General features: G+C 64.8%; 21 protein-coding genes and 1 tRNA gene. 10 read left to right on the top strand and 12 right to left on the bottom strand.

Annotation, left to right across the window (positions count from 1 at the left end):
* Positions 1-116: 116 nt before the first annotated feature.
* The 10 genes from pheT to RBR52_RS04330 form a co-directional block, all read right to left on the bottom strand.
* Complete coding sequence (pheT, locus tag RBR52_RS04375; protein ID WP_320375974.1) at positions 117-2,546, bottom strand: phenylalanine--tRNA ligase subunit beta; 2,430 nt, start codon at positions 2,544-2,546, stop codon at positions 117-119.
* A 71-nt stretch (positions 2,547-2,617) separates the two neighbouring features.
* Positions 2,618-3,661 (bottom strand): phenylalanine--tRNA ligase subunit alpha, encoded by a 1,044-nt coding sequence (pheS, locus tag RBR52_RS04370; RefSeq protein ID WP_320375973.1) that lies wholly within the window; start codon positions 3,659-3,661, stop codon positions 2,618-2,620.
* Positions 3,662-3,853: 192 nt separating this feature from the next.
* Complete coding sequence (gene rplT, locus RBR52_RS04365) at positions 3,854-4,210, bottom strand: 50S ribosomal protein L20 (RefSeq protein ID WP_320375972.1); 357 nt, start codon at positions 4,208-4,210, stop codon at positions 3,854-3,856.
* 49 nt (positions 4,211-4,259) lie between these two features.
* Positions 4,260-4,457, bottom strand: coding sequence for a 50S ribosomal protein L35 (gene rpmI, locus RBR52_RS04360; RefSeq protein ID WP_320375971.1), 198 nt, complete (start codon positions 4,455-4,457; stop codon positions 4,260-4,262).
* 165 nt (positions 4,458-4,622) lie between these two features.
* Positions 4,623-5,168 carry a translation initiation factor IF-3 gene (gene infC / locus RBR52_RS04355; RefSeq protein WP_320376156.1) on the bottom strand — a complete coding sequence of 182 codons (546 nt, stop codon included), beginning with the start codon at positions 5,166-5,168 and terminating at the stop codon, positions 4,623-4,625.
* Positions 5,169-5,231: 63 nt separating this feature from the next.
* Positions 5,232-7,139 (bottom strand): threonine--tRNA ligase, encoded by a 1,908-nt coding sequence (thrS, locus tag RBR52_RS04350; RefSeq protein ID WP_320375970.1) that lies wholly within the window; start codon positions 7,137-7,139, stop codon positions 5,232-5,234.
* Positions 7,140-7,284: 145 nt separating this feature from the next.
* Positions 7,285-7,361, bottom strand: a tRNA-Val gene (locus RBR52_RS04345).
* 47 nt (positions 7,362-7,408) lie between these two features.
* Positions 7,409-9,610 (bottom strand): bifunctional (p)ppGpp synthetase/guanosine-3',5'-bis(diphosphate) 3'-pyrophosphohydrolase, encoded by a 2,202-nt coding sequence (locus RBR52_RS04340; RefSeq protein WP_320375969.1) that lies wholly within the window; start codon positions 9,608-9,610, stop codon positions 7,409-7,411.
* Positions 9,607-10,473, bottom strand: a complete 867-nt coding sequence (locus RBR52_RS04335) for an alpha/beta hydrolase (protein ID WP_320375968.1) — start codon at positions 10,471-10,473, stop codon at positions 9,607-9,609. Before RBR52_RS04335 ends, RBR52_RS04340 begins: the two co-directional genes overlap by 4 nt.
* An 80-nt stretch (positions 10,474-10,553) precedes the next feature.
* Complete coding sequence (locus RBR52_RS04330; protein WP_320375967.1) at positions 10,554-10,871, bottom strand: transglutaminase; 318 nt, start codon at positions 10,869-10,871, stop codon at positions 10,554-10,556.
* A 179-nt stretch (positions 10,872-11,050) separates the two neighbouring features.
* Between RBR52_RS04330 and ompR the strand changes: the two genes are divergently transcribed.
* Both ompR and RBR52_RS04320 read left to right on the top strand, forming a co-directional pair.
* Complete coding sequence (gene ompR / locus RBR52_RS04325) at positions 11,051-11,779, top strand: two-component system response regulator OmpR (protein WP_320375966.1); 729 nt, start codon at positions 11,051-11,053, stop codon at positions 11,777-11,779.
* Between the two features lie 73 nt (positions 11,780-11,852).
* Positions 11,853-13,199: a sensor histidine kinase gene (locus RBR52_RS04320; protein WP_320375965.1), complete on the top strand. Its 1,347-nt coding sequence runs from the start codon at positions 11,853-11,855 to the stop codon at positions 13,197-13,199.
* 3 nt (positions 13,200-13,202) lie between these two features.
* Here the strand turns inward: RBR52_RS04320 and RBR52_RS04315 are convergent, their stop codons facing one another.
* A complete protein-coding gene (locus RBR52_RS04315) occupies positions 13,203-14,357 on the bottom strand; it encodes an asparaginase (RefSeq protein WP_320375964.1) in 1,155 nt (384 codons plus the stop codon).
* Positions 14,358-14,489: 132 nt separating this feature from the next.
* Between RBR52_RS04315 and lexA the strand changes: the two genes are divergently transcribed.
* Positions 14,490-15,206, top strand: a complete 717-nt coding sequence (gene lexA, locus RBR52_RS04310) for a transcriptional repressor LexA (RefSeq protein WP_320375963.1) — start codon at positions 14,490-14,492, stop codon at positions 15,204-15,206.
* A gap of 19 nt (positions 15,207-15,225) precedes the next feature.
* Here lexA and RBR52_RS04305 read toward each other — a convergent pair whose 3' ends face one another.
* The gene (locus tag RBR52_RS04305) at positions 15,226-15,870 is read right to left on the bottom strand and encodes a DedA family protein (RefSeq protein ID WP_320375962.1); all 645 of its coding nucleotides are present in this window, start codon (positions 15,868-15,870) and stop codon (positions 15,226-15,228) included.
* A 191-nt stretch (positions 15,871-16,061) separates the two neighbouring features.
* Between RBR52_RS04305 and mutL the strand changes: the two genes are divergently transcribed.
* The 7 genes from mutL to RBR52_RS04270 all read left to right on the top strand — a co-directional run.
* Positions 16,062-17,912 carry a DNA mismatch repair endonuclease MutL gene (gene mutL / locus RBR52_RS04300; RefSeq protein WP_320376155.1) on the top strand — a complete coding sequence of 617 codons (1,851 nt, stop codon included), beginning with the start codon at positions 16,062-16,064 and terminating at the stop codon, positions 17,910-17,912.
* A gap of 5 nt (positions 17,913-17,917) precedes the next feature.
* Complete coding sequence (gene miaA, locus RBR52_RS04295) at positions 17,918-18,847, top strand: tRNA (adenosine(37)-N6)-dimethylallyltransferase MiaA (RefSeq protein WP_320375961.1); 930 nt, start codon at positions 17,918-17,920, stop codon at positions 18,845-18,847.
* A gap of 363 nt (positions 18,848-19,210) precedes the next feature.
* Positions 19,211-20,206 (top strand): methyl-accepting chemotaxis protein, encoded by a 996-nt coding sequence (locus RBR52_RS04290; RefSeq protein WP_320375960.1) that lies wholly within the window; start codon positions 19,211-19,213, stop codon positions 20,204-20,206.
* 55 nt (positions 20,207-20,261) lie between these two features.
* Positions 20,262-20,630, top strand: a complete 369-nt coding sequence (locus tag RBR52_RS04285) for a response regulator (RefSeq protein WP_320375959.1) — start codon at positions 20,262-20,264, stop codon at positions 20,628-20,630.
* Between the two features lie 27 nt (positions 20,631-20,657).
* Positions 20,658-20,999, top strand: coding sequence for an STAS domain-containing protein (locus RBR52_RS04280; protein WP_320375958.1), 342 nt, complete (start codon positions 20,658-20,660; stop codon positions 20,997-20,999).
* Positions 20,996-23,224, top strand: coding sequence for a chemotaxis protein CheA (locus tag RBR52_RS04275; protein WP_320375957.1), 2,229 nt, complete (start codon positions 20,996-20,998; stop codon positions 23,222-23,224). Before RBR52_RS04280 ends, RBR52_RS04275 begins: the two co-directional genes overlap by 4 nt.
* A gap of 37 nt (positions 23,225-23,261) precedes the next feature.
* Positions 23,262-24,121, top strand: an 860-nt coding sequence (locus tag RBR52_RS04270; RefSeq protein WP_320375956.1) for a methyl-accepting chemotaxis protein, incomplete at its 3' end; no start/stop codon positions are given.

Below are 24,121 nucleotides of genomic sequence, written 5' to 3'. Positions count from 1 at the left end.
CTGTGAACTGCGTTTAGAGCGCCCCCAGACCTGCCGCATTCGCGTCAGGCCCCCCCGAGGGGGATGAGAAAACTTGGGGCGGCCCTGCGTCTCATGAGTTGTTGTACCAGCCGACTTCAGCTCCTGAGTTGCGCCCCCGTCGACGTCGCCAGGGCGCAAACCAGCGCTTGACAGGCGGCGTCCACCTGTTCGTCGGTCAAGGTTTGCGCGGCTTGCAACTGCAGGCGAAAAGCCATGCTTCTTGTCGCCGTTTCTCCGGCCGGGGTGAACATGTCAAACAGATGCGCCTGCCGAATGATGCCGCAAACCGGAATGTCGCGAATCGCGGCTTGTATGGCCTGTTCCATTTGCGCATAGCTGACACCGGAGGGAACCTGAAAAGCCAGATCGCGCTGCACGGCCGGAACGCGGTTGATGGGAGCGAATGCAGGCAGTTGCTGGACTTGCAGCAGAGCGGCATCCAGTTCGAAGACCACCGGCGCGGACTGCAGGTGATAACTCTGCACCCACTGCGGATGCAGTTCTCCCACCACGCCCAGACGCTCGCCATCGAGCCGCACTTCCGCGCTCCGCCCAGGATGCAGGGCCGGATGTTGAACCGGCCGCCATTGCAACTCACCCGTGCCCAGGCACAGCGCCTCGACGTCCGCTTTCACATCGTAGAAATCGACCCGGCGTTCGGGCACGGCCCATTGCACGGGTACCGCAGAGCCGTATGCCAAACCGGCCAGCCGCATCGGTTGCAGGATGCCTGCGACTTGCATCGCCCCGTCCGCCACGCTGGCATCGCGGATGAACACACGCCCCAACTCGAACAGGCGCGCTCGTTTGACCCGGTGGCTAAGGTTGTCTGCAAGCACCTTGACCAGCGAGCCGATGAGGGTGGAACGCATCACCGACATTTGCGACACGATCGGATTGAGCAGCCGAATGGGATCGGATTTCCCGGCGAAATCCTGTTCCCATTGTGCATCGACGAACGAGAAATTGATGGTTTCCTGGTAACCCAGCGCAGCCGCCTTCAGACGCAGGCTGTGCAGACTGCGCCGGCCTTCGGGCACCGGCAGCGGAGCCAGGCGACCGACTGGTGCTTGGACCGGAATGTGCTGATAGCCGTGGATGCGCGCGACTTCTTCGATCAGATCCTCTTCGATCTCCAGATCGAAACGCTCGGATCCCGGCGTCACGACCCAGACGGGCTCGCCGCCGGGATGCTCGAGCTCTGCCCTCAGGCCCAGCCGGGTGAAGATCTCGCCCATGCGTTCCACCCCGATGGAAATGCCGATGACCTTCTCGCAGCGTGCGGCGCGCATGCGTACCGGCCTGCGCTGAGGCAGCCGGGCGACCTGATCGTCGACCGGGCCCGCCTGTCCGCCGCAAATCTCCAGAATCAGTGCCGTGATCGCATCGAGATGCAGCGCGGTGGTCGCATAGTCGACGCCGCGCTCGAAGCGCGACGCCGCATCGGTCGAAAAATTCAATCGGCGCGCTCGGCCGCGAATGGCATCCGGCCACCAGAATGCGGCTTCGAGGTAAATATCCGTGGTGTCCAGAGTGACCGCCGTGGACTCTCCGCCCATGATGCCGGCAAGAGACTCCACCCCGTTCTCGGCGGCAATCACCCCCATGTCGGCGTCGAGCGTGACGGTCTGTCCGTTGAGCAATTCGACCTGCTCGCCTTCGTGCGCCCAACGCACCGTCAGGCCGCCGCGAATCTTGGCCAGATCGAACACATGACTGGGACGGCCCAGTTCCAGCATCACATAGTTGGAAATATCGACCAAGGCCGAAATGCTGCGCTGACCGCTGCGCTCCAGCCGCGTCTTCATCCACAGCGGTGTTTCGGCCCGGGCGTTCACCCCGCGTATGATGCGACCGGAAAAGCGCCCGCATAGATCGGGCGCCTCGATGCGCACCGGCAGGCGGTCAGGCCATGTCGGCGTCACGGGTTTGAATAACGGCTTGCGCAGCGCCGCTCCCGTCACCGCCGAGACCTCGCGCGCCACACCCAACACACTCAGGCAATGCCCCAGATTCGGCGTGAGCTTGATCGTGAACACCGCCTCGTCGAGGGCCAGCACTTCGCGCAGATCGGCGCCCGGCTGGAGGTTTTCCGGCAGCGCGAGCAGGCCGGCATGATCGGACGACAGCCCCAGCTCGCGCGCCGAGCACAGCATGCCCTGCGACTGCACGCCGCGCATCTCGGCCGCACCGATCCGAAACACGCCCTGTCCCTCCTGCTGCGGCGGCAACTCGGCGCCGACCAGCGCGCACGGCGCGGCCATGCCGACGGCCACATTGGGCGCGCCGCAGACGATTTGCAGCGATTGCGCAGCGCCGACATCCACCTGGCAGACGCGCAGCTTGTCGGCGTTGGGATGGGGCTGCACGTCGCGCACCCGTCCGACGACCACCCCGGAGAAGGCGGGCGCCGCGGCGCGCACCTCCTCGACCTCCAGTCCCGCCATGGTCAGCGTATCGGCGAGCGCATCGGTCGACAGGTCGGGATTACAAAACTGGCGCAACCAGGATTCGGGAAACTGCATGGTCAATTCTTGGTGATGTTCTGCAGAGCGGCCGCGCTGCACGGCGCGCGCAAGATGATTGAGGGATCGCTTTAGGCAAATTGTTGAAGAAAGCGCAGGTCGTTTTCATAGAACAAGCGCAGATCCGAAATCCCATAGCGCAACATGGTGAGGCGGTCCAGGCCGCTGCCGAAGGCAAACCCGATATAGCGCTCGGGGTCGAGCCCGAAGTTGCGCACAACCGTGGGATGCACCTGCCCGGAACCTGCCAGTTCCAGCCAGCGCCCCTTGAGCGGCCCGCTCTCGAACATCATGTCGATCTCGGCAGAAGGTTCGGTAAACGGAAAGTACGAAGGCCGAAAGCGCACCAGAATATCGTCGCGCTCGAAAAACGCCTTGAGAAAATGGGTGTAAGTGCCCTTGAGATCGGCCATCGAGACGTCCTGATCGATCCATAAGCCCTCGAACTGATGGAACATGGGTGAATGCGTCGCATCGCTATCCACGCGGTAGGTGCGCCCTGGCGCGATCACCTTGATCGGCGGCATTTGCGCGGCTCCTGCATAGCGCTGCACATGGGCGCGGGCATGGCGAACCTGCATCGGAGAAGTATGTGTACGCAATAGCAGGGGTTGGCCTTGCGCATCCTGGGCGTCGACGTAAAACGTGTCCTGCATCGATCGCGCAGGGTGATCCTGCGGCGAATTCAGTGCGGTGAAATTGGTCCAGTCGTCCTCGATCTCGGGGCCGTCGGCCACGTCAAAGCCCATGGAACGGAAAATCTGCTCCATCCGCATCCAACTGCGCGTCAGCGGATGCAAGCCGCCTTGGTTTCCGGCGCGCCCCGGCAAGGTCACATCGATCGCCTGAGCCTGCAATTGAGCCTGCAGCGCAGCTTGCTCGATCGCCTCGCGCCGCTGTTGCAGCGCCCGCTCGATGGCCTGCTTCGCCAGATTGATCTGCGCACCCCGCGCCCGCTTCTCCTCAACGGGCAGAGTCGCCAGCGCTTTCATCTCGATGGTGATCAAACCCGTTTTACCCAAATAGCGCGCCTTGGCATTTTCCAGCGAGGCGGAGTCTGCCGCCTGCGCGAACTCGGCGCTGGCTTGATCGATCAGGGTTTGCAAAGGATTCATGGACTCAGTGCGTCAAGAGCGCCCCCGGCCCTGCCGCTGCGCGCCAGGCCCCCTGAAGCGGTGAGAATGACTCGGGTCGTCCCGGCCATTTCTCACGAGAATGTGAACAAGTTGTGACACCGTCAAAAACAAAGGCCTGTTTCCACAGGCCCTTGCACAGCAGAACACCGCCGCGTGCGGCGGGGCGATGCGTCAGGCCATTGCCGCCTTGACCTGATCGACGATCTTGGCAAATGCGGCCGCATCGTGAACGGCCATGTCGGCAAGCACCTTGCGGTCGATCTCGATCTGTGCTTTTTTCATGCCGTTCATGAACACGCTGTAGGTCATGCCGGACTGACGCACTGCGGCGTTGATCCGGGTGATCCACAGCGAACGGAATTCACGCTTCTTGGCACGACGGTCGCGGTAGGCATACTGCCCGGCCTTCATCACCGCTTCCTTGGCGATGCGATAGACGTTTTTGCGGCGGCCGCGGAAACCCTTGGCGAGGTCGAGAACTTTTTTGTGACGTGCACGTGCAGTCACACCACGTTTGACGCGAGGCATTTGAGACTCCTTATCCTGATCGGTTGTTCGGACTGAGGCGGCTGGCGCTTCAGGCGAAAGGCATCATGGCGGCGATCTGCTTCAGATCGCTGTCATGCACCGCCGTGGCTCCACGCAGGTGACGCTTGCTCTTGGTGGTTTTCTTGGTCAGGATATGGCGCTTGAACGCCTGGCCACGTTTGACCGTGCCGCCCGGACGCACGCGGAATCGCTTGGCGGCACTCTTTTTGGTTTTCATCTTGGGCATGATTGCTCCATTGAATATGACATATCCGCAGGCGGCCTGACGATGAACCAGACACTTTCAAGCCCACGCACACGAGTTTTGCGGCATTCGTCCCTACGAGCCAAACACACGCGACTGCAGCTTGCGCCGCAGGTTCTTCAAGAAACGCTGAAATTCAACGCATCGTTATTTTTTCTTCTTCGGCGAAATCACCATGATCATTTGCCGACCTTCCAACTTGGGCATCTGCTCGACCTGGCCCACATCTTCCACGTCCGCCTTCACTCGCTCGAGCACGCGCATGCCGATGTCCTGGTGCGTGATTTCACGACCGCGAAAACGCAGCGTGACCTTGCCCTTGTCGCCTTCTTCCAGAAAACGGCGCAGATTGCGCAACTTGATTTGATAGTCGCCATCATCCGTCGCCGGACGGAACTTGACTTCCTTGATCTGGATCTGTTTTTGCTTGAGACGCGCTTCGTGACTCTTTTTTTGTTCTTCGTACTTGAACTTGCCGTAATCCATCAAACGGCAGACCGGAGGCGATGCGGTGGGCGCAATCTCCACCAAGTCCACATCGTGTTGCTCGGCGAGTTTGAGCGCCTCGGATAGAGAAACCACGCCGATCGCCTCGCCCTCCGGCCCGATCAGACGGAGCTCAGGCAATGTGATTTCGCGATTCAGACGATGGGCGCGTTTTTCCGGTGTATTACGGCTCTGGAACGTAGCGATGGTTCAAACCTTTCAGATCATTAAAGACAAATGTGCTGCCCCAGCAGAATTCCGACTGTTGGATTATCTGCGCGACCGCACTTCCTGGGAGAGTTTTTGCGTCAGCGCCTCCAGGGACAGCACCCCGAGGTTGACATTGCCGCGTGCCCGTACTGCGATGGTCCCTGCGTCTTTCTCCTGGTCGCCGACCACAAGCAGATAAGGCACTTTGCTCAATGCATTTTCGCGTATTTTATAGTTGATTTTTTCGTTGCGCAAATCCAACTCCACCCTAAAGCCTTGTTTTGTCAGCGCTTGTGCAACAGATCTCGCGTAGTCGGCCTGCGCGTCGGTGATGTTCATCACCACAGCCTGTACCGGCGCAAGCCACAACGGCATCGCGCCGGCGTAATGCTCGATCAACACGCCGATGAAGCGCTCCATCGAGCCAACGATGGCGCGATGCAGCATGACCGGGCGCACCCGCTGCGAATGTTCGTCGACATACTCGGCATCCAGACGCTCGGGCATCATGAAATCGACCTGCATGGTGCCGACCTGCCAGGCTCGGCCGATCGAGTCCTTCATGTGATATTCGATCTTCGGGCCGTAGAACGCCCCCTCGCCCGGCAACTCCTGCCAGACCACGTCGCAGGCCTGCAGCGCCGCGCGCAGCGCAGACTCGGCCTTGTCCCACACGGCATCGATGCCGATGCGTTTTTCCGGGCGCAAGGCGATTTTCAGCGCGATATCGGTGAAGCCGAAGTCGGTATAGACCTGCATGGCCTGGCGGTGAAAGGCGGTGACCTCGGCCTCGATCTGATCTTCGGTACAGAAAATATGGCCGTCGTCCTGGGTGAAGCCGCGCACCCGCAGCAGACCGTGCAGCGCGCCGGAGGGCTCGTTGCGATGGCAAGAGCCGAACTCGCCGTAGCGGATGGGCAGATCGCGGTAGCTGCGCAAGCTGGAGTTGAAAATCTGGATGTGGCCGGGACAGTTCATCGGCTTGATCGCGAACTGGCGCTTTTCCGACTCGGTGAAGAACATGTTCTCCGAGTAGTTGTCCCAGTGGCCGGAGCGCTTCCACAGGCTCACGTCCAGAATCTGCGGCCCCTTGACTTCGTGGTAACCGCTGTCGCGATAGACCTGCCGCATGTACTGCTCGACCGCCTGCCACAGCGCCCAGCCCTTGGGATGCCAGAAGGCCAGCCCGGGCGCCTCTTCCTGGAAATGGAACAGGTCGAGTTCCTTGCCGAGCTTGCGGTGATCGCGCTTTTCCGCCTCGGCCAAGGCATGGAGGTAGGCGTCCTGATCCTCTTTCTTCGCCCAGGCGGTGCCGTAAATGCGCTGCAATTGCGCGTTGCGATGGTCGCCGCGCCAATAGGCGCCGGCCACCTTCATCAGCTTGAACACCTTCAGCCGCCCGGTCGACGGCACGTGCGGGCCGCGGCAGAGGTCGGTGAAAGCGCCTTCCGAGTAAAGCGAAACCTCTTCACCCGCAGGAATGCTGGCGATGATTTCGGCCTTGTAATGCTCGCCGATAGACTTGAAATAGTCGATCGCCTCGTCGCGCGGCAGCACTTTGCGCTGCACCGGCTCGTCCTTGCGCGCGAGCTCGACCATGCGTGCTTCGATCTTTTCGAGATCTTCCGGCGTGAAGGGCCGCTTGTAGGCGAAGTCGTAGTAGAAGCCGTTGTCGATCACCGGGCCGATGGTCACCTGCGCGTCGGGATACAGGTCCTTGACGGCGTAGGCCAGAAGGTGAGCCGTGGAATGTCGGATGATTTCCAGGCCTTCCGGATCTTTGTCGGTGACGATGGATACTGCGGCATCCTGCGTCAGCGCATAGCTGGTATCGACCAGCTTGCCGTCGACTTTTCCAGCCAGGGCCGCCTTGAACAGCCCGGCGCCGATCGATTGCGCCAGTTCGCCAACCGTCAGCGGGGCTTCGAAAGCGCGTTTGGAACCGTCAGGCAGGGTAATTTGAAACATGATGCGTCTCGCTCAAACAAAAAAAGGTGCGGATGGACCGCACCTTGTCATCGCTATGCACGGGCGTGCGGACCTCTGAAACTCAAGGGGTCGGCAAGCTAGTTCGGAAGAAATGCATGGCGTTGATGAGGAGATTGGAAGGATTTGGTAGGCGGTATTGGAATCGAACCAACGACCTCTTGCATGTCAAGCAAGCGCTCTAACCATCTGAGCTAACCGCCTAAGTAGCCCGCAATCATAGCACGGCTCTCATGCTGCCTTCGAGCAGCCTACTTTCTTGATGCTTTGAGCACACCGGGCACGCTCGCAATGAGGGCCAGCGCGCGCTTGAGTCTGGCGCTGTTGGCCAGTTGAACGGTGAAACGCATCTGCGCCAGATCGCCTGCCGAGCGCGTACTCGCCGCAATGACGTTGATGCGCTCCTTGGCCAAAACGTCGGAAATATCGCGCAGCAGCCCCTGGCGATCGTTGGCACTGACCTCGAGGTCTATCGGATAGAGCGCGCTTGCATCGTCCTCCCCCGCCCAGGTCACGGCGATGACACGTTCAGGATGCTGGCGTGCGATATGGCGAAAGTTCTGGCAACTGGCGCGGTGCACGGTCACCCCCTTCTCGCGCGTGACAAAGCCGCCGATGGCGTCGGGCGGGGCCGGTTTGCAACATGCCGCAAGCTGCGTGAGCAGCGAGCCCATGCCCACGACCAGCACTTGACCGCCCTGCTTTTTCTGGCCCGCGCCCGCGCCTGGCTGAACCCGGAACTCGTCCGCCGCAGGCGCTGTGGAATCGGCGCGCAGGTAAGCCTCGATCTGCCGCTGCGAAAACTCGTCTTTGCCGACACGTTCAAACAGCTCATCGGCAGTACGCAAGCCCAATCCTTCGGCCAGACTTTGCAGGTTGAAGCTGGTCCTGCCCTCGCGCTGCAGCAGGCGCTCGACCTGCGCCCGACCCTTGGCGATGGTCTGCTCCTGTGCGAGCTGATTGAACCAGGCGCGCACCTTGGCGCGCGCCCGAGGGCTGCGCAGATAGCCCAATTCAGCATTCAGCCAGTCCCTCGATGGCCCGCCCTCCTTTGCCGCGACGATCTCCACCGTCTGCCCGCTGCGCAGCGGCGTGGTCAGCGCAACGAGCACTCCATCGACGCGCGCGCCGCGGCAGCGGTGGCCGAGATCGGTGTGCAGCGCATAGGCAAAATCCACCGGCGTCGAACCCTGGGCCAGTTCAACGATGCGGGCCTGGGGGGTGAGGACGAAGATGCGGTCCTGCGCCTCCTGCCCGGCGCAAAGCTCGGCCGCAGCTCCTGCTGTTGGCTGCGCGTGGGCACCGGCGAGTTCCTGCTGCAGCGCCAGCAACTGGCGCGCCAGAGCGATACGCGCTTGATAGTCGCCCGCCTGCGCCTGTCCCTGATAACCCTTGGCGCCCGCCTCCTTGTAGGCCCAGTGCGCCGCACTGCCCTGCTCGGCATAGGCATGCATGGCCTGGGTACGGATCTGGATTTCGAAAATCTGCCCCGAGTCGGTTCGCACCACGGTGTGCAGCGACTGATAGCCGTTGGGCTTGGGCTTGGCGATATAGTCGTCGAATTCGTCGGGCAGCGCGGACCACATGGCGTGCACCACGCTCAGCGCGGCGTAGCAGGCGCTGACATCGCCGACGATGATGCGCAAGGCGCGCAAATCCATCACCTGCTCGAACTGCAGTTGCTTGCCTTGCATCTTGCGCCAGATGCTGTAGATGTGCTTGGGCCGGCCGGCCACCTCGGCGGCAATGTGCTGGCGCTGCAATTCCTTCTGCAACAGGGCGATGGCGGCGCCGATGCCCTGTTCGCGCTCGACGCGCCGCTCGTCCAGCTTGCGGGCGATGTCTTTGTACACCTCGGGCTGCATCAGGCGGAAAGACAGGTCCTCTATCTCCCACTTGATCTGCCAAATGCCCAGACGATTCGCCAGCGGGGCGTAGACCTCCATGCTTTCGGCCAGAAAGGCTGCGGGCGCGGCCTGCTTGCTGCGGGTGAAATACCGCAGCGATTGCAGCCGGGAGGCCAGACGCAGCAGGGCGACGCGCAGATCGCGCGAAAAACCGAGCAGCAGGCGCCGCACCAGTTCGGTGTGCCGACGCCGCAGTTCGGCCTCGTCCGGCCCCCTGCGGGCCATGCGGGAGACTTCGACCAGCTTGCGCGTTTCCACCGACAGGACCGCCAGCGCTTCGCCGAAATGCTTGCGCAGTTGTTCCTGCGGGTGCGCCAGTTGGGGCACGACCAGATTGAGATAGGCCGCGGCCTGCGCACCCGCGTCGGCGCCGATGTCGCGCAGGATGGCGGCGACGCCGTCGGCGTGTTCCAGTGCAGGCTCTCCGGTTTCGAGCACCACGGTATCGATCAGCGCCAGGGCGTAGGCCCGCGCCTGCCGGGTCCGGTGGTCTGCCGGCTCGACCTGATCGGCACTGCGCACCGCGGTGGACTGATTCGGACTCACGACAGCAAAAAGTCGCGCACGAGGGCCACCTGATCGGGCTGCACCAGCGTCGGCGCATGTCCCACACCGGAAAGCTCGACCAGCCGCGCCCTGGGGCCGCGCTGTGTCATCGCCAGCGCGGTCTGCGCATCGAGAATATCCGAATCGGCTCCGCGCACAACCAGCGTCGGCGCGGCGATCTGGTCAAAAGCCTGCCACAGGACGACCTCCCCTGCCGCGATGGCCTGCGCCGTCGCCGCACTGAACGGCTGCGAAAGCGCAGGGTCATAGTGCAAACGCCAGCCGCTGCCATCCGGGCGCAGCATCGGGCGAGTCAGCGCCATCCATTGCTCCGGGGTGTGCGGGCCGAAACCCAGAGAGATTTCGCGCAGCGAATCGGCCGCCTGCTCTGGGGTATCGAAGCGCATTTGCCGCCCTACATAGCTGGCGATGCGCATCAGCCCGCGCGGATCGAGCGACGGGCCGACATCGTTGAGTACCAGCCGGGCAATGGGGCTGTGCTCCATGCCGGCCAGGGCGATGCCGATGAGTCCGCCCAGCGAGGTGCCCACCCAGGACACCCTTCGGGCATTCAGGCGGGCCAGCAGGGTGACCATATCGGCCAGGTATTGCGGGACTTGGTAAAGCGCAGGATTGGCGAGCCAGTCCGACTCGCCGCGACCGGGCAGATCAGGGCAGACCACGCGGCGGTTCGCCTGCAGCGCCTGCGCCAGCACGTCGAAATCGCGGCCCTGCCGGGTCAGGCCGTGGACGCAGACCACCACATCGTCCAGGTCCGGGGCACCCCATTCCCAATAGGCCAGACGATGCAAGCCTCCAGGATGCAGGCATTGCACAGAAGACAGGCGAGGCTGATTTTCCACGGCGATCGACACGGTTTCCGAAACGATCGGCCCATCATACTGACTACCGCCAGGCTTGGAGAGATCAGGGCCTGTTCACGCTACTTGTGCATGCTGGAGGGCGACAGCACGTGCGACCCCTGTGCCGTGCCCTGAATCTGCTGTCGCAGGATTTCCCGGTCATGCAAGGTCAACACATGGGGTTTGACGGGCGTCGATGCCGTCGGACTGAAAAAGCGCGATGGGGCCAGCCGACCGTCCGCCACCGCCTCGCCCGTCTCGCCCTGTGACAGATTCGCCTCGACAGGCCGGGCAAGCTGACGAAACCCCTGCGGCATCAAAGCCGCAGGCGCGCCCGCCTGCGCCACCGTGACGACAAGGCAGGCGCCGAGACAGGAAGTCAGTCGCGATCGACGCAAGAACGGAAGCAAGGGCACTGGCGCAGCGTATCCAAAGTTTGCAATTGAAATTATCGAATCGAACCGGCCCGAATCACCCTGCTCTCGCAGTAAACTGTGTAACAAGCCTTAAGCTGACACGCCTTTGCAAGGAAGATCAGTCCCTCAGCCTGCCTTGTTTTCATTCAGAAGACGCCTCCATGGACCACGAAAAACCGAAGAAGCTGATGGTCGTCGACGACGACGCGCGCATCCGCGACCTGCTGCGTCGCTATCTTTCTCAAGAAGGCTACGAAGTCTTCGTCGCCGAAGATTCCAAGGCGATGTCGCGCATCATGGTCAAGGAGCGTTTCGACCTGATCGTGCTCGACCTGATGCTCCCCGGTGAAGACGGCCTGTCCATCTGCAAGCGCCTGCGCGCCTCCAAAGACCAGACCCCCATCATCATGCTCACGGCCAAGGGTGAGGATGTGGATCGCATCATCGGCCTGGAAGTCGGCGCCGACGACTACCTGCCCAAGCCGTTCAATCCGCGCGAACTCCTTGCCCGCATCAGCGCGGTGCTGCGCCGCCAGCCTTCGCCCGAGCTGCCCGGCGCGCCCTCGCGCGAAGATGAAACGGTGGTGTTCGGCCCCTTCAGTCTCGATCTGGCGCGACGCGAACTGAGCAAGAACGGCGAACCCATCGGCCTGACCACAGGTGAATTCGCCATGCTCAAGGCGCTGGTGCGCCATCCCCGCCAGCCGCTGTCGCGCGACCGGCTGGCCGAGCTGGCCAGAGGCCGCGACTACGAGGCCTTCGACCGCAGCCTCGACGTCGCCATCTCGCGCCTGCGCAAGATCGTCGAAACCGATGCGGCGCATCCGCGCTACATCCAGACCGTATGGGGCGTGGGCTATGTCTTCGTCCCCGACAACGCCGAAGGCTGATCCGGCGCCAGGCCACCCCGCGCCCGCCCCGGCGAAGAAGCCCGGGGTAGGTCCTGCCGGCCTGTTTTCTCGCATGACGCACTGGATCGGCGCCCTGTTCGGCCGGCTGTACTGGCGCACCTTTGCGCTCATCGTCCTGCTGGTCAGCGCCAGCCTGGCGACGTGGTTCCAGAGTTTTCGCCTGCTCGAACTCGGCCCCCAGGTCGAGCAGACCTCGCGGCAGATCACCAGCCTGATCGATCTCACGCGCCTGGCGCTGATCCACTCCGACCCGCAATACCGGGTCTCGCTGCTCGACGATCTGGCGAAAAAGGAAGGCATCTACATCTACCCGCGCAATCCGGGCGACCAATGGACGCCGATGAACCACTCCGAATTCACCAAGCGGCTCGAACAGGCTGTCGACACGCGCCTGAACGAACAGCTCGATTTCGCCGATGTGGTGAACGACCGCCCCGGTCTGTGGATCGGTTTCCGGATCGAGGGCGACCCCTACTGGCTGCTGCTCGACCGCTCGCGCATCGACCCCTCGCTGAGTGAAACCTGGGCGACCTGGGGGATCATCGCCACCCTGCTCGCCCTCATCGGCGCGGCGGTGATCGCCAGTTTTGTCAACAAACCGCTGCGCGACCTGCGCCTGGCCACGGCGCGCGTGGGCGCTGGCAATTACTCGCAGATGCTCGACGAGGTTTCGGGCATGCGCGAAATCCGCGAAGTCAACCGCGGCTTCAATCGCATGGCGCGCAGCCTTCAGGAAGTCGAAGAAGAACGCGCGCTGATGCTCGCCGGCATTTCGCACGACATCCGCACCCCGCTGGCCCGGCTGCGGCTGGAGGCCGAGATGAGCGTGCCCGACGAGCAGGCGCGCGAACACATCATCGACGACATCGAGCAGGCCGACCGCATCATCGGCAAATTTCTCGAATACGCGCGAAGCACCAGGCCGAAGATCGAAACCGTGGACCTCAATGCCCTGATCGACTTCGTGCGCGACCGCTATCAGAAAGACGAAACCGTGGTGCTGCACCTGCAGACCCCGCCGGTGCCGCCCGTGCTCGCCAATACCCTGGAGCTGCAGCGCGTGGTGGTCAACCTGGTGGAGAACGCCAAGCGCTATGCCTTGACGCCCGATGAAGTGCACACCGATCTGGACATCAGCCTGCAGCGCGGCATCGATTCCGTGCAACTCACCGTGCGCGACCACGGCCCGGGCGTTCCGGCCGACCAACTTGCCCAACTCACCCGCCCGTTCTTCCGCGGAGACGCGGCAAGAACCTCGGCCAAGGGCACGGGTCTGGGCCTGTCCATCGTCGAAAAAACCATCACCGCCATGGGCGGGCGGCTTGATCTGAGCAATGCCGAGCCCAGCGGTCTGCGGGCGCAGATCTGGCTGCCGCTGGCCGACACCCACGCTGCCTGAACTTCATTCGGCGGCTTCGGTCGGCGCGGCCTTGCCTTCACCTTGCGCGGTTTTGCTGGCGGCCAGTTCCAGCAGCAACCTCACTCGCAGCTTCGCCGCGTTGAGACCGTCATCGGCGCCGCCGCGCACCGGGCCGACGCGCGAGGCCACTCTCACCCGTATGCCCTGCCGCTGCGCCCAATGCAGCGCCGCCTCAAGCTCGCGATGCATCGTACCGCCCCCGGTTCCGGCGACGACCAGTCCGGCCACGCGGGGCTGTACCGCTTCGCTCGAAACCAGGCAGCGCACCACGGCACCATCGCTGCCCGCCACATGGGTGAGCAACTCCACCCGCGGCCACGCATCGGCAGCGGGAACGGCAAACGGCGCGCCGACTTCGGGCACGGGCTGACGCCAGAGCCGCAAATCCTCGCCGTCCACCTCGCCCAGCGGGCCGCGCTCGCCGGAGGAAAACGCTTCCACCTTGTGCGTGTTCGCCTTGGTCACATCGCGCGCGGCATGCACCATGCCATGCAACACGCACACCACGCCCAGCCCGCGCGCTTGCGGGTGCACGGCCACCCGCACGGCGTCGAGCAGGTTCTGCGGGCCGTCGGCGTTCAGCGCGGTGGCCGGACGCATGGCGGCGGTCAGGATCACCGGCTTGTCGGTGTCGAGTGCCCCCAGGGTCGGTTCGCCGACCCGCCCCCCGAGGGGATCAAGGAAACTTGGGGCGGCCCTGCGTTTCCTTGAGAGCGCCCCCAGACCTGCCGCATTCGCGTCAGGCCCCCCGAGGGGGTCAAGGAAACTTGGGGCGGCCCTGCGTTTCCTTGAGAGCACCAGATGCAGAAAGTAGGCCGTTTCTTCCAGGGTGTCGGTGCCGTGGGTGATGACGCAGGCCTGGATCTGCGGCTGCGCCAGCCAGAAGGCCGCCCGTTCGGCCAGTTGCGTCCAGACGGCGAAGCTCATGTCCTTGCTGTCGAGGTTGGCCACCTGTTCGGTATGAATTCGGGCCAGGCGGCCGAGCGCCGGCACACTTTGCAGCAGCGCATCGACCCCCAGAACCCCGGCGGTGTAACCCGGCAGGCTGGGGTCGCCCTTGGCCACGCCCGCGATGGTGCCCCCCGTTCCCAGTACCACGATCTGCGGCAAGTCTGGGCGAGAAAATGAACTGGACATAGTGGGATCTCTTTGCAGAAAGACTGTTTTGATTTACAGTGCTGTGAAAATCATCAAGCTGGAAGCCTACCCAGCATTCATTTGGATCTTCTGATTCGAACTGACTCATTGTGCAACTGCCGGAGTCCGCCCATGCGCCGCCTCGTCTCCAAACTCACGCCCCGCCAGCAGCAAATCCTCGATCTCATCACCGCCTCGGTGCACGAACTGGGCTACCCGCCCACCCGCGCCGAAATTGCGGCCAGGCTGGGATTCCGTTCGGCCAATGCCGCAGAAGATCATTTGCAGGCCCTCGCGCGTAAAGGGGTCATCGAGTTGACGCCCGGCGCGTCGCGCGGCATCCGCATCACCACCCCGCAGCGCCCCGCATCCCTGGGGAAGACACCCCACATGCCGGATCTGCGCCAAGAATTGCCTCCTGGTTCGCATCAGGGTCTGCAACGCGCGCTGCCCGGCGCCGAGCAACTCTGCCTGCCGCTGGTGGGCCGGGTCGCCGCGGGCCATCCCATCCTCGCGCAAGAGCATATCGAGCAAACGCTCCACGTCGATCCCGGCGCGTTCGCGGTGCGCCCCGACTATCTGCTCAAGGTTCGCGGCATGAGCATGCGCGATGTCGGCATCCTCGATGGCGACCTGCTGGCGGTCAAAAGCAGCCAGACGGCGCAAAACGGCCAGATCGTCGTGGCCCGCATCGGCGACGAGGTCACGGTCAAGCGCCTGCGCCTGCTTGCCGATCACATCGAGCTGCTGCCCGCCAACCCGGAATTCACATCCATCCGCGTCGATGCCCGCCAGCCCTTCGCCATCGAGGGTCTGGCCGTCGGTCTGCTGCGCGGCAAGCTGCAGTAAAGCCTTGGCAAACCCCTCGTCAGACCACCGACACCTGCCGCCGCGATTTCCACCACCCCCACACCGCAGGCAGCAGCGACAGCACGATGATGGACAGGGTCATGAGCCCCAGGTTGTGCTTGATCCACGGAATATTGCCGAACAGATAACCCGCCATGACCAGCAGCCCGACCCAGAGCGCGGCACCAAGCATGTTGAAGGCCAGAAACTTGCCATACGACATTTCGGCCACACCCGCGACGAACGGGGCGAAAGTGCGGATGAAGGGCATGAACCGTGCGGCCACGATGGTGATGCCGCCATATTTTTCGTAGAAGGCATGTGCCTTGTCGAAGGCGCGACGGTTGAACCAGCGAGAGTCTGGCCAAGAAAACACCTTGTGGCCGATGGCCTTGCCGATCTGGTAATTGAGGCTGTCGCCCAGCACCGCGCCGAGCCAGAGCACGGCCATCACGCCCGGCAGGCTGAGCGCCCCGGTGGCGGCAAAGGCGCCCACCACGAACAGCATGGAATCGCCCGGCAGAAACGGCATGATGACCAGCCCGGTTTCGACGAACACGATGCCGAAGAGCAGCCCGTACACCCAGGGGCCGTACACCGCGATGAACTGCGCCAGATGCACGTCGAAGTGCAGGATGAGGTCGATGAGAGCGTGGGGATCCATGCGATGGGGACTGAAAGCCAGAAGATGCCTTTGAAAGGCCGAAGACACAGATATTACGCCGGAAAACTGAGCCGACAATGAGCGCTCCCCAGCTCATCCGCAGACCCGCAAAAGTATACTGACCTGACGTGTCTTTTCTCGCCCCGCAACGCGGGGGCGGCTGCCGCCGCAGCCTTTGCACCCAGCCTGCCTTGCCACAACCCCAACGCCCGATTCGTCCGCTGCCGGACGTGCTCATCAGCCAGATTGCCGCCGGCGAAGTCATCGAACGCCCGGCTTCGGCGCTGCGCGAACTGCTCGACAACGCCATCGACTCCGGGGCCAGCGCCATCACCGTGCGGCTCGAGCAGGGCGGGCTGGGCAGCTTGCAGGTGGAGGACGACGGCTGCGGCATCCCGGCCGAGGAATTGCCGCTGGCGCTGCTGCGCCACGCCACCAGCAAGATCGCCGATCTCGACGAATTGCACCACGCCGCGCATCTGGGCTTTCGCGGCGAGGCGCTCGCGGCCATGGCCGCCGTGGCCGAAATCGAGATCATCAGCCGCCAAGCCGGGGCCGAAGGCGCGCGCATTCAGGCCAGCGCAGGCCGGGTCGGCACGGTGCAGCCCGCCGCCGCGCAGCAAGGCACCCGCGTGACCTTGCGGCAGTTGTTTTTCAACCTGCCCGCGCGCCGCAAGTTTCTCAAGTCGCATCAGACGGAATATGCCGGGTGCGCCGAGGTGTTCAGGCGCGCCGCCATCGCCCATCCGGGTATCGCCCTGCGGCTGTGGCATGACGGCCAGCTCAAGCTGCAATTCGACCGCGACCCCTCGCCGCACGGCCTCGACCGCCTCGCCGCCGCGCTGGGCGAAGCGTTCGGCGCGCACGCCCTGCCCGTTTCCACGCAGATCGGCCCGCTTGCCGTGCGCGGCCTGGTCTGCAGGCCCACCGCCGCGCGCGCCCGCGCCGAGGTGCAGCACATCATCGTGAACAACCGCTGGGTACGCGACCGCACCGTGGCCCACGGCGTGCGCGCCGCCTATGCCGACGTGCTGCACGGCGCGCTGCAGCCGCAGTACGCCCTGCTGCTCGACCTGCCCTCCGATCTGGTCGATGTGAATGTGCATCCGGCCAAATCGGAAGTCCGGTTTCGTGACAGCTCGGCCGTGCATCAGGCCGTGCGCCACGCCGTCGAGCAGGTGCTGGCGCGATCGGCTGGAGAAGCGATTTCGCAGCCCGCCGCCTCAGCGTCCGCTTTGGAACGGCCCCCATCCGCCCAGCCCGCGACCGCAGCGCTTCCCTTCGGCATCGCCAGACCCAGCCCGGCGTCCTGGGAAACTCTCTCGCACGCTTACGCGCCCTTGTCCTATGCTACAAAGCTAGACCTGACCCCAAAGGAAATCCCCAAGGCCCAGGACAGCGCCGCGCCGCGCCCCTACGTACTAGCCGCCGACATCGCCACCCCCCAGCCCGACGACTTCCCCCTCGGCTTCGCCCTGGCGCAGCTTCTGGGCATCTACATCCTGGCGCAAAACCGCCACGGGCTGGTGATCGTCGACATACATGCGGCGCACGAGCGCATCGTGTATGAACGCCTGAAAGCCGCGGAACGAAACCTGGCGCCCGTGTCCGTCCAACCCCTGCTGGTCCCGGCCGCCTTTGCCGCCAGCGATGCCGAAATCGGCGCCGCGCAAGATCATGCCGACACCCTGCGCGAACTCGGCGTCGAGCTCGACCGCGTCGGCCCCGCCAGTCTGGCGGTACGCGCCACGCCCACGCTGCTGGCCCACGCCGACCCCATCCGCCTCGCGCGCGGGCTGCTCGCCGATCTCATCGCGCAGGGCTTGAGCACGCGCCTTCAGGAGCGGCGCAACGCCCTGCTCTCCAGCATGGCCTGTCACGGCGCGGTGCGCGCCAACCGCCAGCTCACCCTCGCCGAAATGAACGCCCTGCTGCGCGATATGGAACGCACCGAGCGCGCCGATCAATGCAATCACGGCCGCCCCACCTGGCGGCAGATCAGCCTGGCCGAGCTCGACGCCCTGTTCCTGCGCGGGCAGTGAACGCCATGACGCCGCAAATCGCCCCGCCTGTGCTCTGCCTCGTCGGCCCGACCGCCAGCGGCAAGACCGCCGCCGCCCTGTACCTCGTCCAGCAGGCGCGGCAGCGCGGCGAAACCGTGGAACTCATCAGCATGGACTCGGCGCTGGTCTATCGCGGCATGGACATCGGCACCGCCAAGCCCGGCCCGCAGGAGCGCGCGCAGGCGCCGCACCATCTGCTCGACATCCTCGACCCGGCGCAAAGCTATAGCGCGGCGCAATTCGCCGCCGACGCGCGCAGGCTGATCGGCGAAATCCGACAGCGCGGCGCCCGGCCCGTGATCGTCGGCGGCACCCTGCTCTACCTCAGGGCGCTGCAGTCGGGCTTGGCCGAGCTGCCGCAGGCCGACCCCGCCGTGCGCGCCGAACTCGACGCCGAGGCCGCGCGCCTGGGCTGGCCCGCGCTGCACGGCCGGCTGGCCGCGGTCGATCCCGTCACCGCCGCCCGCCTCGCGCCGAGCGACGCCCAGCGCATCCAGCGCGCACTGGAAGTCTGGCAACTCAGCGGCAGACCGCTGTCGGCGCATCTGGCCGCCGGGCGCACCAGCGACGGCGACCTGCCCCTGCGCATCCTGTCGCTGGAGCCCTCCGACCGCAGCGCGCTGCACGCGCGCATCGCCCAGCGCTTCGAGCAGATGCTCGCTGCCGGTTTTGTCGATGAAGTGCGGGCGCTGCGACAGCGCGGCGACCTCAGCCCCGCGCTGCCCTCGATGCGCGCCGTGGGCTACCGCCAGGCCTGGCGTTTTCTGGATGGCGAAATCAGCGCCGAGCAGTTCCGCGAACAGGCCATCGCCGCCACCCGCCAGCTCGCCAAACGTCAGCTCACCTGGCTGCGCGCCCTGCCGCAGCGGCAGGTTCACGACTGCCTCGAACCGCTGAAAATTCAAGTTTTCTGACGGCGCGCCGTTAAGGGGGGAGGTCATTCATGCCCCGGCGCCCTTCATGCCACGTCCGCAACCGCCGTTCCGCCCGAACGCCCCCTGCCGATGCAGGGCGGGCGCAGGCTGCGCAACCTGCGGCGAGTCTGCCGCCGCACGCCAACACGTACAGGCTTCCCGGCCTTTTTTCCCCACCCAGTGCAGTGTTTCATGCTTGATGGAACCAATAAAAAGGATGGATTTGTCGTCAGGGCAAGGCGCCAACCACAGCGATACCCGCAGGTATCGCGCGGATTGGCAACGCCGCCCTGGCGGCAAAGGCGCCTTTTTATGTTCCAGATAGCGTGAAACACTGCACTCGAACCCACACTGGAACTCGCCATGACCCGAACCCCGACCGAACCTACCGCCCTGCCGCCTGGCGATGCCGCGCAGCAGATCGACAGCCTTTGCGCCCAGGCGCTCCCGGTGCTCGGCCAGCAGATCGACGCCGGACGCGCCCAGATGGAAACCGCCATCGTGGCGCTGAGCCAGCGCTTCTCCAGTCTGCACAGCCGCCTGGAAAAGGCCGTCAAGGCCTCGCAGCAGGCCGCCGCCGGCATGGATGGCGGCGAGGGCGTAGTGGCGGTGTTCCGCCGCAGTGAAGGCGAGCTCGGCGCCGTGCTTGAGCAGTTGCGCGCGGCGCTGGACAAACGCGCCGCCATGGTCGGCGAGGTACTGGGCATGTCGCGCTACACCGAGGCGCTGGAAAAAATGGCTGCCGAAGTCGCCGCGCTGGCGGCCAAGACCAATCTGCTTGCGCTCAACGCAGCCATCGAGGCGGCGCGCGCCGGGGAGAACGGCCGCGGCTTCGCCGTGGTCGCCGACGAAGTGCGCAAGCTCTCGGCGCAGTCGCGCGATACCGGGCGCAAGATGGGCGAGCAGGTGAAGATCATCACCGGCGCCATCCAGACGCTCACCCGTTCGGCCGGGCAGTCGCAGACCGAGGAGCAGCAGTTCCTCGCTCGATCCGAGTCATCCATCCACCAGGTGCTCGAACGCCTGCGCAAGGTGGCCACGGGGCTGTCCGATTCCTCCGACCTGCTGCAGCGCGAAAGCAGCGGCATCCGCGAGGAAATCGGCGACGTGCTCGTCTCGCTGCAGTTCCAGGACCGCGTCAGCCAGATCCTCACCCACGCCCGCGACAGTCTCGACCTGCTCGCGGCTGAAATTCAGGGCTATGCCTCCCAAGGCGCCGGCAACCCCGAAGCGGCACTCGACGTCACCGACATCCTGCAGCGCATCGCCAGCAGCTACACCACGCAGGAGCAGCGCCTGAACCACGCAGGCCAGCCCACCGTGGACGCGCAGGACGGCGGCGACATCACTTTCTTTTGAGTTTGGTAAATATCCCTTGTCTTCATCACTCTTGAACCCTTCACTGCACACCATCATGGCCAAAACCATCCTCATCGTCGACGATTCCGCCTCGCTTCGCCAGGTGGTCAACATCGCCCTGTCCAGCGCGGGCTACGAAGTCATCGAAGCCGTCGATGGCGTGGACGCGCTGACCAAGCTCGACGGCCGCAAGCTCCACCTCATCATCAGCGACGTGAACATGCCCAATATGGACGGCATCACCCTGGTCAAGGAGATCAAGCAAAAGCCCGACTACAAATTCACGCCCATCATCATGCTCACCACCGAGAGCCAGGAGGACAAGAAGGCGCAGGGCCAGGCCGCCGGCGCGCGCGCCTGGGTGGTCAAGCCCTTCAAGCCCGAGCAGATGCTCGCCGCCGTGTCCAAGCTCATCGCCCCCTGAACCCACCCTACCCACCCAGGAGCCGCCATGGACATCCTCGAACATGCCTCCGGCCCGGTTTGCAGCGTGGCGCTGCAGGGCGCGCTGGACATTTACGCCGCGGCGCAAGTGCGCGCCCGTCTTGGCCGATTGATCGCCCAGCATCCCTTGGTCGAACTGCAGTTGGCCGCGGTCGACGAGATCGACACCGCCGGCGTGCAGATCCTGCTCGCCGCCAAGCAGCAGGCCAGCAATCTGGAACACAGCCTCAAGCTCAGCGCCCACAGCCCCGCCGTCATCGACGCACTCGAACTCTGCGGTCTGCTGGCCTATTTCGGCGACCCCGTGGTCGAGTTCGGCCGCACCGCGACAACCAAGGAGCCGACATGAGTTTCGAACAACAGATGCAGCAGGCCCTGCGTTCCTTCATCGTCGAGGCGCAGGAATTGCTCGAAGGCATGGAGCACGGGCTGATGGAACTCGAACCCCAAGGCGGCGCGAATGCCGCGCCTGATGGCGAGCGCATCAACGCGCTGTTCCGCGCCGCCCACACCATCAAGGGTTCGGCCGGGCTGTTCGGCCTCGACGGCATCGTGCACTTCACCCATCACCTGGAGAGCGTGCTCGACCAGATGCGTGCGGGCAAGCTCGCCGTCAGCAGCGAACTCGTGGCGCTGTTGCTGCAAGGGCGCGATCACCTCGCGCAACTGGTCGATCAGGTCGACACCCAAGGCGCCTGCATCGCCGATACCCCGCAGGAGCAGGCGCTGGTCGCCCGGCTGCAGGCCGCGCAGCAGCCCGCTGGCGGCACGCTGCTCGCTGCCGCCGACGCCACGGCCTCCCCCGTCCCCATCCCGGCAGAAGCCGCCCCGGTCACCGTGCTGCCGCAAGGGGCGGCGCTGACCGGCAACTGGCACCTGTCGCTGCGCTTTGGCCCCGACAGTCTGCGCAACGGCATGGACCCGCTGGCCTTCATCCGCTATCTGCGCGGCCTGGGCGAAATCGTCAACCTCGTCACCCTCACCGACGCCCTGCCCCCGCTCGACGCGATGGACGCCGAGACCAGCTATCTCGGCTTCGAGATCAACTTCAGGAGCGAGGCCAGCAAGGAAGACATCGCCGCGGTGTTCGAGTTCGTGCAGCAAGACAGCCTCATCCGCATCCTGCCCGCGCACAGCCGCATCGCCGACTATGTGGAGCTGATTCGCAGCCTGCCCGAAGATGATCTGCGGCTGGGCGAAATCCTGGTGCAGGTCGGCACACTGACGCAAAAAGAGCTGAACGACGCGCTGGCCGCGCAGCACGATGCGCAGGCCAGCGGCGGGTCCGCAGCGCCCTTGGGCGAAATTCTGGTGCGCGAAGGCGCCACGCACCAGCCCATCGTGCAGGCCGCGCTCGACAAGCAAAGGCAGGTCAAGGAAAAGCGCAGCCGCGACAGCCAGATGCTGCGCGTGACCGCCGACAAGCTCGACGCCCTGATCAATCTGGTGGGCGAACTGGTCATCGCCAGCGCCGGCAATGCCCTGCACGCGCAGAACGCCACGCAGCGCGAAGCCGCGGCGCAGATCACCCGCCTGGTCGAAGACATCCGCGAGCGGGCGCTCAAGCTACGCATGGTCGAGATCGGCGAGACCTTCGCCCGCTTCCAGCGCGTGGTGCGCGACGTATCGCGCGAACTCGGCAAGGACATCGCCCTGGTCATCGAGGGCGCCGACACCGAGATGGACAAGACCCTGGTGGAGCGCATCGCCGATCCGCTGATGCATCTGGTGCGCAACGCCATGGATCACGGCATCGAAACGCCCGAAGTGCGCACGGCGCGCGGCAAACCCGCGCAGGGCACGCTCAGGCTCGCCGCCCGGCACGACTCCGGCAGCATTCTCATCACCGTGGCCGACGACGGCGGCGGCCTGAACCGCGAGCGCATTCTCGCCAAGGCCGTCGAGCGCGGGCTGGTTTCAGCCGAGACCGCCGCCGCGCTGCCCGACGCCGAGGTCTGGAACCTGATTTTCGCGCCCGGATTTTCCACCGCCGAGGTCGTCACCGACCTGTCGGGGCGCGGCGTGGGCATGGACGTGGTCAAGCGCAACATCGAGGCCATCCGCGGCAGCATCGACATCCAGAGCAGCGCCGGTGCGGGCACGCAGATCCTGCTGCGCCTGCCGCTCACCCTTGCCATCATCGACGGCTTTCTGGTGCAGGCCGCCGGGCGCACCTTCGTGCTACCACTCGATACCGTGATCGAGTGCATGGAGTTCGCGCCTGCACAACGGCAGGGCTATATCAACCTGCGCGGCGAGGTGCTGCCGCTGCTGCACCTGCGCGACGCGCTGGAACTGGCCGAACCCGGCGCAGGTGCACCGAGCGCGCGCCGTCATGTCGTGGTGGTGCAGACCGTCGGGCAGCGCGCCGGCCTGGTCGTCGACGCGCTGCTCGGCGAATACCAGACCGTCATCAAACCGCTGGGCGCGCTGTTCGCCCACCTGCAGGGCATCAGCGGCTCGACCATTCTGGGCAACGGCGAAGTGGCGCTCATCCTCGACGCCGCCACCCTCATCCACCGCGCCAGCCGCAGCGCCCAGGCCCGCCCCGCCCCCCTGACCACTGACCACTGACCCCTGCCTCCTCTCGAAAAACAAGGAAACCCGCCCCATGTTCACTCGCCTTCGCATCGGTACCCGTCTCGCCCTGGCCTTCGCCCTGCTCGTCGCGCTGCTGCTGGCCAACGCCGGGTACGGCCTCTACCAGGCCGCCAACATCCAGGGCCGCTTTCAGGAAGTGGTACAGAACCGTCTGGCCAAGGAAAGGGCCATGACCGACATCAATCAAAGCTACCAGCGCGCCGAGAGCGTCCTGCTCAGAAGTCTGCTCACGCAACAGTTCAGCGCGGCAGACCAGGCCATCCTCGACAAACAGCGCCGCGATATCGAGCAGTCCTTCGCCACCCTGTCCGCCCTGCACCCCACGCCCAAGATGCAGGCCCTGCTGGACCCGCTGCGCGCCGACCTGACCCAAACGCGCCGGGCGCAGCAGACCGCGATGCAGGAGATGCAGCAAAGCAACTTCGGCACCGCCACGGCCGATTACCTCAAGGCGACGCGCGACCTCGACTTGCGGATTCGCCACGAAATCGACGCAGCAGAAGCATGGGCGCGTGAACAGACCCGGGCGCTGTATGCCCAAAGCGAAGCCGACTTTGCCAGCGCGCGCAACGCCAGCATCGGCCTGGCTCTGCTTGCCCTGTTGCTGGCCATCGCCGCCGCCTGGCTCATCACCCGCTCCATCACCCGCCCGTTGAGCCAGGCGGTGGAAGTCGCCCGGCGCGTGGCAGGCGGCGATCTCTCGGTGCGGGTGGTTTCCCCGTCGAAGGATGAAACGGGTCAACTGCTCGCCGCCCTGGGGCAGATGGTCACGCAACTCACGGCGGTGATCGGCTCGGTGCGCTCGTCTGCCGAACAACTGCTGTCGGCATCGGGCCAGGTCTCAAGCACCTCGCAGAGCATCGCGCAATC

The organism is Thiomonas sp. (assembly GCF_034007205.1).
Lineage (GTDB): Bacteria > Pseudomonadota > Gammaproteobacteria > Burkholderiales > Burkholderiaceae_C > Thiomonas.
This window is presented reverse-complemented; position numbering and strand designations above follow the sequence as displayed.

Coding starts and splice junctions, on each gene's coding strand:
- pheT (WP_320375974.1), bottom strand. CDS start 2,546: ATGCAGTTTCCCGAATCCTGGTTGCGCCAGTTTTGTAATCCCGACCTG.
- pheS (WP_320375973.1), bottom strand. CDS start 3,661: ATGAATCCTTTGCAAACCCTGATCGATCAAGCCAGCGCCGAGTTCGCG.
- rplT (WP_320375972.1), bottom strand. CDS start 4,210: ATGCCTCGCGTCAAACGTGGTGTGACTGCACGTGCACGTCACAAAAAA.
- rpmI (WP_320375971.1), bottom strand. CDS start 4,457: ATGCCCAAGATGAAAACCAAAAAGAGTGCCGCCAAGCGATTCCGCGTG.
- thrS (WP_320375970.1), bottom strand. CDS start 7,139: ATGTTTCAAATTACCCTGCCTGACGGTTCCAAACGCGCTTTCGAAGCC.
- ompR (WP_320375966.1), top strand. CDS start 11,051: ATGGACCACGAAAAACCGAAGAAGCTGATGGTCGTCGACGACGACGCG.
- RBR52_RS04320 (WP_320375965.1), top strand. CDS start 11,853: ATGACGCACTGGATCGGCGCCCTGTTCGGCCGGCTGTACTGGCGCACC.
- RBR52_RS04315 (WP_320375964.1), bottom strand. CDS start 14,357: ATGTCCAGTTCATTTTCTCGCCCAGACTTGCCGCAGATCGTGGTACTG.
- lexA (WP_320375963.1), top strand. CDS start 14,490: ATGCGCCGCCTCGTCTCCAAACTCACGCCCCGCCAGCAGCAAATCCTC.
- RBR52_RS04305 (WP_320375962.1), bottom strand. CDS start 15,870: ATGGATCCCCACGCTCTCATCGACCTCATCCTGCACTTCGACGTGCAT.
- miaA (WP_320375961.1), top strand. CDS start 17,918: ATGACGCCGCAAATCGCCCCGCCTGTGCTCTGCCTCGTCGGCCCGACC.
- RBR52_RS04290 (WP_320375960.1), top strand. CDS start 19,211: ATGACCCGAACCCCGACCGAACCTACCGCCCTGCCGCCTGGCGATGCC.
- RBR52_RS04285 (WP_320375959.1), top strand. CDS start 20,262: ATGGCCAAAACCATCCTCATCGTCGACGATTCCGCCTCGCTTCGCCAG.
- RBR52_RS04280 (WP_320375958.1), top strand. CDS start 20,658: ATGGACATCCTCGAACATGCCTCCGGCCCGGTTTGCAGCGTGGCGCTG.
- RBR52_RS04275 (WP_320375957.1), top strand. CDS start 20,996: ATGAGTTTCGAACAACAGATGCAGCAGGCCCTGCGTTCCTTCATCGTC.